Here is a 13,098-nt window from a genome sequence, read left to right as displayed (position 1 = left end):
GCCCTGCATGAACCAAGATTACCACGTCGGCGACCTGCGGCTGTTCTGTTCGGTCGCGCGCCACTCCAGTTTCATCGGTGCCTCGACCGAGCTGGGGTTTTCCTCGGCCTACATCAGCAAGCGCATCGCCGCGCTGGAGCGCCAGCTCAACGCCAAACTTTTCGACCGCACCACGCGCCAGGTGCGCCTGAGCGCGGCCGGCGAAGCGATCCTGGAATGGGCACAGCAGATCGTGGTGGCCAGCCGCGCGATGGATGGCGCAGTGCTGGATTCGCAGACCGCGCCGGCGGGACGGATCAGCATCGTCACCAGCCCGCGCCTGGCGCGGCGGCGGATCGGCCCGATCATGCAGGCCTACCGCCGGCTACACCCGGGCGTGGAAGTGTGGCTGGAAACCACCGACCAGCCCGCGCGCGAGCTGGACGAGCGCTACACCATCGACATTCGCATCGGCCCGCCGACCGAGAACCACCTGGTCGCCCAGCACCTGTGGCGCGGCCGCCGCATCCTGTGCGCGTCGCCCGACTACCTGCAGCGGCGCGGCACGCCGCACACCCTGCAGGAACTGGCGCAGCACGATTGCCTGCGTTATCGCGACCGCGAGCAGGTCTTCGGCCAGTGGCGCCTGAGCGGCCCGCACGGCGATGAAGTCGTAAGGCTCGAACACGGCATGGGCTGCAACGCCACCGACGTGGTGGTGGATTGGTCGCTGGCGGGCTTGGGTGTGATGCTGATGTCCGACTGGGACATCTGGGCCGAGCTCAAGCGCGGGCAACTGCGGCAGGTGCTGCCCGACTACACCCAGGACGCCAACATCTGGGCGGTGTGCAGCAGCACCGCCGCGCACACGCCACGCATCCGCAGCTGCATCGCTTTCATCAAGGCGCAGCTGGCCGAAGGTCCGCTGTCATTGGGTCCGGAATCTGGCTGAAAACCGGCAATTGGCGGGTTCGCGTCAGGAATCGACGCATTACCGCCGCAGTGGCGATTGTGTCTTTCCAAACCCGTCGCCAAGCCCCGATTCAGCTGTTTTTTGGCGTGCCACAATTCGCATCGCTGCTGCAGAGGCCGTCCCAGGACGCACGCAACAGCCCCTCACGAAGCCAGGAACAAGCCAGGCGTTCCGCGCAAGCGGACACCACGCCCCAGTTGATTGATGCCAAGCGTCCGATTGCCTAGACCGCAGCGTGCACACCCGGGTGCGACGACCCGCGCACGCATCACGCGACGCTCGAAACAGCATCTGCCGGCGGCCGGGCCACCCGCACCGGGCTGATCGCCACCTCCCTCTTCGCGCATTCCACGCAACTCCGCTCGCACGCGGGGTGACGGCCCGTCTTTGCCGATCCATCGGCAAGCGCGCCGTTTGCAGCCTCCCTTTCAACAAGGAATTCAGATGGTAAGCAGACGCAATTTCCTGCTGGCCGGCGGCGCCAGCCTGGGCGCCGGCGCCACTTTGCTGGCGATCGGCGGCGGTAGCGCGGCGAGCGCCGCGACACAGCCGGCCACCGCAGCCGCGCTCGACGCGCTGGCACCGGCGCCGGGCGCCTTCATCGCACTGGCCGACACGCTGTCCGGCAGCATCGGCGTGGACCGCGTGCTGATCAATCGCACCTTCCACACGTTGTCCGGCGTGCTGCCCGGACTGGAAGCCACCGCCGCGCAGCTGGGCGACGCACTGACCCAGGTCGCCGACATCGCCGACCCGGCCGCGCGCCTGGCCGCCCTGGAAACCAAGGGCACCGCGCTCAAGGACCTGTTCCTGCGCATGAACACCGCGCTGTATCTGGGCACGGCCGAGGACAAGGACGGCGTACGCAACTGCTTCGGCTTCGAGACCACCGCCAGCAACCAGGTGATGGCCGACGTGGTGCAGCCGCCGAGCTACTGCACCGGCAGCCCGAACTTCTGGGTCGATGCACCCGCCACCGTTTCGCAGGGAGCCCCCACCCATGTCTGATGCGTCCAAATCCTTGTCGGCCGATGTGGTCATCGTCGGCGCCGGCACGGCCGGCGGCGCAGCGGCAGTCAAGCTGCTGGCCCAGGGCCTGAGCGTGCTGATGCTCGAAGCCGGCGGCCCGCTGGACCAGGCCGAGCTGGTCTCCAACTACCGTGCCGGTGCCTACAAGAACAACCACATGGCGCCGTATCCGATGCAGCCGTGGGCGCCGCATCCGAACTTCATCCCGCACGACAACGGCTACCTGATCCAGAAAGGCCCGGCGCCCTACACCGCGCAGTACATCCGCGGCGTCGGCGGCACCACCTGGCACTGGGCCGGCCAGGCCTGGCGCCTGATCCCCAACGACATGCGCCTGCAGTCGCTGTACGGCATCGCCACCGACTGGCCGATCAGCTACGAAGAACTCGAGCCGTTCTACCTGGAAGCCGAGCGCGAGATGGGTGTCTCCGGTGGTGGCCCGCTGGCGGGCGGCGACTACGGCTCACCGCGCAGCGCGCCGTATCCGATGGACGTGCTGCCGCTGTCCTACGGCTTCGAACGCCTGCGCCAGCGCTACGACAGCCTGGACCTGAAAGTCGTGCCCGGCCCGCAGGCGCGCAACAGCACCGTGTACGACAACCGCCCGGCCTGCTGCGGCAACAACAACTGCATGCCGGTGTGCCCGATCGGCGCGCAATACAACGGCAGCATGTCGGTGCGCCGCGCGCAGAAGCTGGGCCTGCACCTGGTGCCCAACGCGGTGGTGTTCAAGATCGAGACCGGCGCGGACAACCAGGTCCAGGCGGTGCACTTCATCGACCAGCACAAGCAGGTCCATCGCGTCACCGGCAAGCATTTCCTGCTGACCGCCAATGCGATGGAGACGGTCAAGATCCTGCTGATGTCCACCGATGCGCGCAATCCGAACGGCGTGGCCAATGCCACCGACCAGGTCGGCCGCAACCTGATGGACCACCCGGCCAGCGCCGCCGAATACATCGCCGACGAGCCGCTCTACCTGGGCCGTGGCCCGATGTGCCCGGGCAGCATCAACAACACCCGCGATGGCGATTTCCGCGGCGAGCGCTCGGCGATCCGCATCGACGTGCACAACGACAACCCCACGCGCTACCTCACCGAGAAGTACGTCGCCCAGGGCTATTACGGCAACGAGCTCAACGACAAGATCAAGCACGACGCCGAGCGCTTCGTGCTGCTCAAGTCGATGTTCGAGATGCTGCCCGACCCGGAGAACCGCATCGTCCTGAGCGGCCAGAAGGACGCCTGGGGCATCCCGAAGATGGAAGTGCACTACCGCTTCCCCGAGTACGTGCACAAGGGCTACGACGTGTGCCGCGACCTGTTCGAACAGGCCGTACGCGCCACCGGCGGCACCCAGGCCAAGTACTCGGACCGCGGCACCTACACCAACAGCCAGCACATCACCGGCACCCTGCGCATGGGCAGCGATCCCAACACCTCGGTGTGCAACAAGCTGGCCCAGGCGCACGACCACAAGAACCTGTTCTTCGGCGGCACCGGCGTGATGCCCACCGCCTCGACGGTGAACTCCACCCTGACCGGCGTATCGCTGTCGCTGCTCGCCGCCGACAGCATCATCAAGGCGGCCGCATGAGCGCGCCCTCGATGAAGCCGGTGCGATCCCTGCGTTCGGCTCCCACGCGTGCACAGGGACGTGCGCGCACCCGGAACCTGATCGGCCTGGGCGTGCTGGCGGTCGCGGTGATCGTCGGTGCCACGGTGGCCGTGACCATCGCCAAGCAGTCGCAGATCCACATGCCGGCCAAGCCGGTCGGCGCGGACCAGGCGGCGCTGATCCAGCGCGGCGCCTACGTGGCGCGCGCGGCCGACTGCGTGGCCTGCCACACCATCGACAAGGACAAGCCCTATGCCGGTGGCGTGGCCTTCGATACACCCTTCGGCAAGCTGTATTCGACCAACATCACCCAGGACAAGACGGACGGCATCGGCAGCTTCACCGATGAAGAGATCGTCGGCGCGATCCGCAACGGCATCTCCAAGGACGGCCGTCGCCTGTATCCGGCGATGCCGTACACCTCTTACACCGGCATGTCCGATGCGGACGTGACCGCGCTGGTGGCCTACCTGCGCACGCTGGCGCCGATCCAGCAGGCGCCGCCGGCCAACACGATGGGCTTTCCGTTCAACCAGCGCTGGGCGATGGCGTTCTGGAACGTGCTGAACTTCCATGCCGGCCGCCAAGAGGCCGATCCGGCCAAGGGCGAAGCCTGGAATCGCGGCGCCTACCTGGTGCAGACGATGGAGCACTGCCAGGAGTGCCACACCCCGCGCAACTTCATCCAGGGCCTGTCCGGACCGACGCTGTCCGGCGGTGATCTTGGCCTGTGGGATGCCTATAACATCACCTCCAGCACCAACAGCGGCCTCGGCGGCTGGAGCGATGCGGACATCGCGCGCTATCTGAAGACCGGCGAAGTCCACGGCAAGGTCAACGCCAATGCCGGCGGCCCGATGGCCGAGGTGATCGAGAACAGCACCAGCAAGCTCGATGACGCCGACATCAACGCGATGGTCACCTATCTGCGCACCGTGCCGGCCGTGGAAAACAAAGGCAACGCGCAGCCGCGCTTCGCCAGCGGCCAGGCCTATGCCGGCATCGACCACGTCCGCGCCCTGGGCCGCAGCTACGACGCCAGCAGCGACACGCTGGATGGCCAGCTGCTGTTCAACGCCAACTGCGCCACCTGCCACACCGTGACCGGCAAAGGCGTGGGCGAATACCCGCGCCTGATCGGCAACACGGTGCTGGGCGACAACGACACCCGCAACGTGACCGCGGTGATCCTGCACGGCCTGCACCGCAAGGTCGGCGACCACGAGGTGTTCATGCCCGGCTTCACCGACCTCAGCGATGCGCAGGTCGCCACCCTGGGCAACTTCCTGTTCCAGCAATTCGGCAATCCGCAGACCACGCTGACCGCCGAGGACGTGCGCAAGGCGCGCTGAGCGCCTGGCCCGTCACCCCTCCCCCAACCTCCACCGGAGACATTGATGATCGGACGCATTCTTCTGGCAGGCGCCTTCTCGCTGGCCAGCATCACCGCCGCATCGGCCGCCGAGTCGAAACTCACCCTGCCGGCCAAGCCGCAGCTGACCCTGGCCGCCGCACAGGCCATCGCTGACGCCGCCACCCAATACGCCGCCGCCCAGGGCTGGACCGGCTCGGTCGCGGTGGTCGACGCCGCCGGCTACCCGATCCTGGTCAACAAGATGGACGGCGCCACCGCCATCAGCGCCGAACTGGCCGTGCGCAAGGGCAAGACCTCGGCCCTGTTTGGCGTGGCCAGCACCAATATGGAAAAGCGCATCAACGAAGGCGGCCCGGCCCTGCTGGCGCTGGGCTTCACCACCCTGGCCGGCGGCCAGCCGATCGTCGTGGACAAGCAGGTGATCGGCGCCGTGGGCGTCAGCACCGCCGTGGGCGCGCACGACGACCCGATCGCCGTGCAGGCCAGCCACGCGCTGGACGGCAAGCTGTAAAACCGCGCAGATCGCCGGGCCAGCGGGCACTGAAGCCGCCTCGCCCGCGCCATGCGTGATCCCTGGAAGGCAGGCGCCAAGGCGCCTGCCTTCTGCGTTTCCGGCCGTCTGCGCCGCTCGATCCTCAGGCGCGCGACCCCAGTCGCGGGCGCTGCGACGGGCGCGAGGCTAAAATCGCCCGGGTTCACTCCAGATGCAGTGCCGCATGACCGACGAGACGATTCGCCCCACTTTCCATGGCTTCGAGCAGATCCCGCTGCGCGAGTACGCCGAGCGTGCCTACCTGGACTACTCGATGTACGTGGTCCTGGACCGCGCCCTGCCCTTCATCGGCGACGGGCTCAAGCCCGTGCAGCGCCGCATCATCTACTCGATGAGCGAGCTGGGCCTCAACGCGGCCTCCAAGCCGAAGAAGTCCGCCCGCACCGTCGGCGATGTCATCGGCAAGTTCCATCCGCACGGCGACAGCGCCTGCTACGAAGCGCTGGTGCTGATGGCCCAGCCGTTCTCGTATCGCTATCCGCTGATCGACGGCCAGGGCAACTTCGGCTCGACCGACGATCCCAAGTCGTTCGCGGCCATGCGTTACACCGAGTCCAAGCTGACCCCGATCGCCGAAGTGCTGCTGGGCGAACTGGGCCAGGGCACCACCGACTGGTCGCCCAACTTCGACGGCACTCTGGAAGAGCCGACCTGGCTGCCGGCGCGCCTGCCGCACCTGCTGCTCAACGGCACCACCGGCATCGCGGTCGGCATGGCCACCGACGTGCCGCCGCACAACCTCAACGAGATCGTCAGCGCGCTGATCCGCCTGATCGACGATCCGGAAGCCACCGTCGCCGACCTGTGCGAGCACGTGCGTGGCCCGGACTATCCGACCACCGCCGAGATCATCACTTCGCAGTCCGACCTGCGCACGATGTACGAAACCGGGCACGGCAGCGTCCGCGCGCGCGCGACCTTCGCCAAGGAAAACGCGAACATCGTCGTCACCGCGCTGCCTTACCAGGTGTCGCCGTCCAAGGTGATCGAGCAGATCGCCACCCAGATGCGCGCCAAGAAGCTGCCCTGGCTGGAAGACATCCGCGACGAATCGGACCACCAGAATCCGGTGCGCGTGGTGCTGATCCCGCGTTCCAACCGTGTCGATGCCGACCAGCTGATGGGGCACCTGTTCGCCACCACGGATCTGGAAAAGAGCTACCGGGTCAACCTCAACATCATCGGCCTGGATGGGCGCCCGCAGGTCAAGAACCTGCGCACCTTCCTGAGCGAGTGGCTGGGCTTCCGCTACGACACGGTGACCCGTCGCCTCAAGCACCGCCTGGAGAAGGTCGAGCGTCGCCTGCACCTGTTGGAAGGCCTGCTGACCGCCTTCCTCAACCTGGATGAAGTGATCCGCATCATCCGCACCGAGGACGAGCCCAAGCCTGCGCTGATCGCGCGCTTCGCCCTGAGCGAAGACCAGGCCGACTACATCCTGGAAACCCGCCTGCGCCAGCTGGCCCGCCTGGAAGAAATGAAGATCCGTGGCGAGCAGGACGAGCTGGCCAAGGAGCGCGAGCGCCTGACTGCCACCCTGGGCTCGACCACCAAGCTCAAGAAGCTGGTCAAGGACGAACTGCTGGCCGATGCCAAGAAGTTCGGCGACGAGCGTCGCTCGCCGCTGGTCTCGCGCCAGGCCGCGCAGGCCCTGGACGAAACCGAGCTGGTCGCCAGCGAGCCGATGACCGTGATCGTGTCCGAAAAGGGCTGGGTGCGCGCGGCCAAGGGCAACGACATCGATACGGCGAAACTGGGCTATCGCGATGGCGACAGCCTGCTGGCCGCCGTGCGTGCGCGCAGTAACCACCAGGTCGCCTTCTTCGATTCGACCGGCCGCAGCTATTCGACCGCGGTGCACACCCTGCCTTCGGCGCGCGGCAATGGCGAACCCCTGACCGGGCGCTTCTCGCCGGCGGGCGGCGCCTCGTTCCAGGCGCTGGCCTCGGGCGAGAACGACACCCGCTTCGTGCTGGCCTCCAGCCACGGCTACGGCTTCGTGACCCGCTTCGAGAACCTCACCAGCCGCAACAAGGCTGGCAAGGCGATGCTCAACCTCACCCCCAACGCCAAGGTCCTGCAGCCGGCCCTGGTGGCCAACACCAGCAGCGACCGCATCGTGGCGGTGACCAGCGCCGGCAACCTGCTGTCCATCGCCGCCAGCGACCTGCCCGAGCTGGACAAGGGCAAAGGCAACAAGATCATCGACATCCCCAAGGCCAAGATGGCCACCGAGCATGTCGTGGCCATCGTGGCCATCGCGCCGGGCGGCACGCTGCAGATCTTCAGCGGCGCACGCACCATGACCCTGTCGTTCAAGGACCTGGACATCTACACCGGCACGCGTGCCACGCGCGGCATGTTGCTGCCACGTGGCTGGCAGAAGGTGGATGGACTGGCGGTTGCGTAAACCGCTTCAGCGCCTGCACGCCGGTGTGCATGCAGGCCTGAAGCATCGCGGTTTCGCCACTTCCCGACACCGCGCACCGGGCGCTTCTCTCATCGGAGGCGCTCTCCCGGCCCATGCCGACGCCAGGGCATTCGTCTAACGAGGACTGACATGCACCCGGAGTTCTGGCACGAGCGTTGGGACACGAACCGGATCGGGTTCCACCAGGACAAGGTGATGCCGCTGCTGCAGAAGCATTGGCCATCGCTTGGACTGCCGGCCGGCAGCCGGGTCTTCGTGCCGCTGGCCGGCAAGTCGCTGGACATGGCCTGGCTGGTTGCGCAGGGCCATCGCGTACTTGGCGTGGAGCTGTCGCAGGTCGCCGTGCAGGCCTTCTTCGCCGAACACGGTTTGACGCCGCAGGTGCGGGAAACGCGCTACGGCACGCATTACGCGGCGGGCGGAATTGAACTGATCTGCGGCGACGCCTTCGGCCTGGATGCCGACGTGCTGGCCGATTGCGCCGGCGTGTACGACCGCGCGGCGTTGATCGCGCTGCCGGAGGCCATGCGGCAGCGTTACGTAGCCGAACTTTATGCGTGCCTCCCGGCGGCGTGCCGTGGTTTGCTGATCACGCTGGAGTACCCGCAGGCGCAGAAAGACGGGCCGCCGTTTTCGGTGGAGCCGGACGAAGTTCGGTCGTTATTTTCGCCCGACTGGGACATCGAAGATGTGGAGCGCCGAGACATCCTGTCGTATGAGCCGCGGTTTGCAGCGGAAGGGGTAACGCGGTTGGAGACGGCGGTTTATCGGTTGGGGCGAAGGTAGTCGTCCCTTTTCCTTCGTTGCCTTGAAGCCAAAGCAGAGCTTTCACGCCGCTGCGCGGCGCGCCTTCCTTTTGTCTTGGCAAAAGGAAGCAAAACCGCCAGCGCCTGACACTCGCCGGGCCTTCGGCCCGGTCCCCTGTGCTCCTCGTCTGATCGGGCACGGCGCCCAAACTCGCTGCGCTCAAACAGGGCGCCTCTTCGACCCAATCAGCCTGCGGTGCTCGGCTCGCTTTAAAGGCGCTGAGGATCAAGAGCTAGGCAACAGCAAGCGCTAAAGCCAGAGCAGCCGAGCAAGCTCGGCTTTACGTCATGCAGATTTAGGCTGGCTACAAGCAGATGCTGCTTCTTTGCTTTTTGCTTCCGCTTTTTGCTTGCGCTCTAAATCCCTCCGTGAGGCACGGCGAAGGGACGAGGCTAGGACCCGCAGGGCGACGTGCATGGATGCGCGTCGTTTTTGGAAGGGACAGGGATGCCCCTTCCAAAAATCCCTCGTCCCATAGCGAATCTGCGCGTAGCGCAGGCGTGCCGCACGGAGTGTGTTTCTTTGCCTAGCTTTCTTTGCACAAGCAAAGAAAGTAGGTCGGGCGGCGAAGCCGCACGAAAGCCCTTGCTCCAATTCCAAAGAAAACACACCTCAACGAAACCACACACCCAAAACGAAAAACGCCGAGCAATGCCCGGCGTTCCTCAAACGACCAACGAAACGACAGCCAAATCAACCCTTGGCCGGCGCCCCATCAATCTTCGACACCTGGTACAGCTCAAGCCCGATGCGCTTGATCAGCCCCAGCTGCTGCTCCAGCCACCACGCATGGTCTTCCTCGGTATCGCGCAGCTGCGCGAGCAGCATGTCGCGGCTCACGTAGTCACGCTTCTCTTCGCAGAGCTTCATGGCCGCGGCCAGGTCAGCGCGCACCTTGTACTCGGTCTGCAGGTCGGCTTCGAGCATCTCCACCACGGTCTTGCCGGGGGTGAAGGGATGCGGACGCATGTCCGGGTCGCCTTCCAGGAACAGGATGCGGCGCAGGATCGCGTCGGCGTGTTCGGTCTCCTCCTCCATCTCGTGGCCGATGCGCGCGTACAGCGCCATCAGGCCCTGGTCCTCGTAACGGCGCGAATGCAGGAAGTACTGATCGCGGGCGGCAAGCTCGCCGCGCAGCAGTTCGATCAGGCAGGCGACGACTTCGGGATGACCTTTCATGGGGAGCTCGAGGCTGGAAACTGCGTGCATGGTGCCGGATCACGGCGGGCGGTGTTCTAATCGGAATCAGTTTCACTTGCAGCCCGGATTGGCGCCATTCCGGCTTCACGGTGCGCCCCCATCATTTCCCCACAGGCCGGCCTGTCCCGGTCGCACGAGTACGGCATGACCCGCTGGATCACATGGACGCTGTTGACGCTGCTGGGCTTGACGGTCCTGGCGGGCTTGCTGGGCTGGGCGCTGCTGCGCGGCAGCCTGCCCGCGCTGGATGGGCCGCAGGACCTGCCTGGCCTGTCCGCGCCGGTCACCCTGAGCCGCGATGCGCTGGGCACGGTGACCATCGAGGCCGCCAATCCAGACGACGCAGCGCGGGCGCTGGGCTACGTGCACGCGCAGGAACGGTTCTTCGAGATGGACCTGATGCGCCGCACCTCGGCCGGCGAACTGGCCGCGCTGTTCGGCGCACGGGCGCTGCCGCTGGATCGGCAGCATCGCCTGCACCGGATGCGTGCGCGGGCTGAAGCCGATCTCGCGGTCTTCGCCGGTCCGCATCGCGCCGAACTGGACGCTTATACCGCCGGCGTCAACGATGGCCTGGCCGCACTGAAAACGCGCCCCTGGCCGTACCTGCTGCTGCGCCAGACGCCGCAGCCATGGACCGCCGCCGATGCGGTGCTGACCGGCGATGCGATGTACTTCGACCTGCAGGACGCCGACGACCAGCGCGGCCTCGGCCTGTGGCAGCTCAAGCAGCACCTGCCGGCGCCGCTGTTCGCCCTGCTCACCGCGGATGGCAACAGCTGGGATGCACCGCTGCAGGGGCAAGCGCGCGCCGCGCCGGCGTTGCCCGATGCCGCCCAGGTGGACCTGCGCAAACTGCCGATGCCCGCGCATCAGTCGTCGTCCGGCGCTGAAGGGCTGGCGCCGGGCAGCAACAACTTCGCCGTGGCCGGCACCCTGACCGCCGACGGCCGCGCGATCGTGGCCGACGACATGCACCTGGCCCTGCGCGCACCCAACCTGTGGTTCCGCGTGCGCCTGCGCTATTCCGATCCGCAGGCGGCCGGTGGCAAGGTCGATGTGACCGGTTTCAGCCTGCCCGGCCTGCCGGCGGTGATCGTCGGCAGCAATACACACGTGGCCTGGGGCTTCACCAACGGCTATGCCGACACGGCCAATCTGTTCCGGGTCACGCCCTGCACCGCCCAGCGCACCAGCGGCTGCGCCGTGCTGACCGTGCACCACGAGCGCATCGCCGTGGCCGGCGGCGATGACGAGACGCTGGACGTGCGCGAGACCGCCGAAGGTCCGCTGGTCAAGGCGCTTCCCGACGGCCAGGCGCTGGCGCTGCGCTGGGTCGGGCACCTGCCTGGCGCGCTGAATCTGGGTCTGTCAGATCTCGCGCGCGCCGGCAACCTGGACGCCGCGCTGAAGGCCGCCGACACCATCGCCGTGCCCGCGCAGAACCTGATGCTGGCCGATGCCAGCGGCCGCATTGCCTGGCGCCTGCTTGGCCCGCTGCCGCAGCGCGCGCCCGGCTGTGGCCCGGAGCGGCTGGTGTTACCCAGCGCCTCGGCCGCGCTGGACGACGCCGGCCAGCCGGCGGCGGCCTGCGCGCCGTGGCCAATCTCGACCACGCAGGTCGCCGCGCTGACCGATCCAGCCGATGGCCGCCTGTGGACCGCCAACAACCGCGTGGCCGACGGCCCGCTGCTGGCCACGCTCGGCGACGGCGGTTACGCGCTGGGTGCACGCGCACAGCAGATCCGCGACGACCTGCAGCGGCTGGATCGCCTGGACGAGCGCGCCCTGCTCGCCGTGCAGCTGGACAGCCGCGCGGTGTTCCTGCAGCGCTGGTGGGCGCTGCTGCAGGCCCAGGCCAACGCGGCGCCCGAAGGCTCGGCCCTGCGCGAACTGGGCGGCGCCGCCGCGCACTGGGACGGCAACGCCAACATCGAATCGGTGAGCTTCCGCCTGGTCCGCGCCTGGCGGCTGGCCGTGCAGGCCCGGCTGGAGGACGGCCTGACTGCGCCCGCGCGTGCGGCCTTGGGGCCTGACTTCGTCGCGCCGGGCCTGCCGCAGTTCGAAGGCGTGATGTGGGCACTGCTGCAGCAGCGCCCAGCGAACCTGTTGCCGCGCCAGGACGCCTGCCCCACACCCGCCACGTCGACCTGCAACGACGCGCAGGGTTGGGATCGCCTGCTGGAAGCAGCGGCCGCACAGGTCCGCGATGAACTGTCCGAAGACGCGCCGCTGGACAGCCGCACCTGGGGCGAACACAACACCGCCAAGATCTGCCATCCGCTGTCGGCCGTGCTGCCGTGGCGGGCCAAGCGCCTGCTGTGCATGCCGGCCGATCCGCTGCCCGGCGCAGGCGACATGCCGCGCGTGCAGGCGCCGAGCTTCGGCGCATCCGAACGCATGGTGGTCTCGCCCGGCCATGAAGCAGACGGCATCATCCACATGCCCGGCGGCCAGAGCGGCCATCCGCTGTCGCCTTACTGGGGTGCGGGCCACCAGGACTGGGTGCACGGGCGGCCGACGCCGTTCCTGCCCGGCCAGGCCCAGCACACGCTGACCCTGCAGCCGCACTGAGCCGGCGGCGTCACGTCAGCCTCGGACCAGGCTGGCTTCCTCGGTCAGCGCGGCCATCAGGCCGCCGAACTGGTATGGCTTGGGCAGGAATCGCACGCCACGCGGCAACGTCGGCAGCTGCGCCTGCGGATAACCGGAGGTCAGCACCACGGCGATCTGCGGGTGCTCGCGCGACACCATTTCCACCAGCTGCACGCCCGAGAGCCCCTTGGGCATCAGCACATCGCTCATCAGGACATCGAAGGCCTGGTCACGGATCAGGATGTCGATGGCCTCCGACGCATCCTCGGCGGTGACCACATCGACGTCGTACATGCTCAAGCCTTCCTGCAGGACGCGCAGCAACTCGGGATTGTCATCGACCATCAGGACTCGCAGGCGCTTGGCCATGGCACTCCTCGTTGAACCTGCTGCGGGTGGAACGGCAGGACTGGCCTGCACTATCGCGTCTGCCATGACAAGAACGCGTGTTTTTTGGACAAGCATGAACGCCGGTTAGCCCGGCAGGGCGCTCTTGCCACGATGTCATCGGCCAGGCGCCGCTGATGCACACGATGCC

Annotated in this window: 10 protein-coding genes; 8 read left to right on the top strand and 2 right to left on the bottom strand. The window is 67.4% G+C overall.

The window, feature by feature from the left end; all coding sequences use genetic code 11:
* Positions 1 to 7 precede the first annotated feature (7 nt).
* The 7 genes from BMZ17_RS12900 (at position 8) to BMZ17_RS12870 (ending at position 8,744) form a co-directional block, all read left to right on the top strand.
* Positions 8 to 931, top strand: coding sequence for a LysR family transcriptional regulator (locus tag BMZ17_RS12900; protein ID WP_093138965.1), 924 nt, complete (start codon positions 8 to 10; stop codon positions 929 to 931).
* 465 nt (positions 932 to 1,396) lie between these two features.
* Positions 1,397 to 1,960, top strand: a complete 564-nt coding sequence (locus BMZ17_RS12895) for a sugar dehydrogenase complex small subunit (RefSeq protein ID WP_093138964.1) — start codon at positions 1,397 to 1,399, stop codon at positions 1,958 to 1,960.
* The gene (locus BMZ17_RS12890) at positions 1,953 to 3,578 is read left to right on the top strand and encodes a GMC family oxidoreductase (protein WP_093138963.1); all 1,626 of its coding nucleotides are present in this window, start codon (positions 1,953 to 1,955) and stop codon (positions 3,576 to 3,578) included. The genes BMZ17_RS12895 and BMZ17_RS12890 overlap by 8 nt, the downstream gene beginning before the upstream one ends.
* On the top strand, positions 3,575 to 4,951 hold the full coding sequence (locus BMZ17_RS12885; RefSeq protein WP_093138962.1) for a cytochrome c: 1,377 nt from the start codon (positions 3,575 to 3,577) through the stop codon (positions 4,949 to 4,951). The genes BMZ17_RS12890 and BMZ17_RS12885 overlap by 4 nt, the downstream gene beginning before the upstream one ends.
* Positions 4,952 to 4,996: 45 nt before the next feature.
* Entirely contained in the window at positions 4,997 to 5,485 is a 489-nt protein-coding gene (locus tag BMZ17_RS12880; protein WP_093138961.1) for a GlcG/HbpS family heme-binding protein, read from the top strand.
* A 205-nt stretch (positions 5,486 to 5,690) separates the two neighbouring features.
* Positions 5,691 to 7,937 carry a DNA topoisomerase IV subunit A gene (gene parC / locus BMZ17_RS12875; protein ID WP_093138960.1) on the top strand — a complete coding sequence of 749 codons (2,247 nt, stop codon included), beginning with the start codon at positions 5,691 to 5,693 and terminating at the stop codon, positions 7,935 to 7,937.
* 150 nt (positions 7,938 to 8,087) lie between these two features.
* Positions 8,088 to 8,744, top strand: a complete 657-nt coding sequence (locus tag BMZ17_RS12870; RefSeq protein WP_093138959.1) for a thiopurine S-methyltransferase — start codon at positions 8,088 to 8,090, stop codon at positions 8,742 to 8,744.
* A 714-nt stretch (positions 8,745 to 9,458) separates the two neighbouring features.
* Here the strand turns inward: BMZ17_RS12870 and bfr are convergent.
* The gene (gene bfr / locus BMZ17_RS12860; RefSeq protein WP_093138958.1) at positions 9,459 to 9,944 is read right to left on the bottom strand and encodes a bacterioferritin; all 486 of its coding nucleotides are present in this window, start codon (positions 9,942 to 9,944) and stop codon (positions 9,459 to 9,461) included.
* Positions 9,945 to 10,109: 165 nt separating this feature from the next.
* Between bfr and BMZ17_RS12855 the strand changes: the two genes are divergently transcribed.
* Positions 10,110 to 12,539 (top strand): penicillin acylase family protein, encoded by a 2,430-nt coding sequence (locus tag BMZ17_RS12855; protein WP_093138957.1) that lies wholly within the window; start codon positions 10,110 to 10,112, stop codon positions 12,537 to 12,539.
* A 15-nt stretch (positions 12,540 to 12,554) separates the two neighbouring features.
* Here the strand turns inward: BMZ17_RS12855 and BMZ17_RS12850 are convergent, their stop codons facing one another.
* On the bottom strand, positions 12,555 to 12,929 hold the full coding sequence (locus BMZ17_RS12850; protein ID WP_175485576.1) for a response regulator: 375 nt from the start codon (positions 12,927 to 12,929) through the stop codon (positions 12,555 to 12,557).
* Positions 12,930 to 13,098 lie beyond the last annotated feature (169 nt).

Source organism: Pseudoxanthomonas sp. GM95, assembly GCF_900109775.1.
Lineage (GTDB): Bacteria > Pseudomonadota > Gammaproteobacteria > Xanthomonadales > Xanthomonadaceae > Pseudoxanthomonas_A.
The sequence above is the reverse complement of the archived record's forward strand: the minus strand, read 5'-3'. Positions and strand labels throughout refer to the sequence as shown.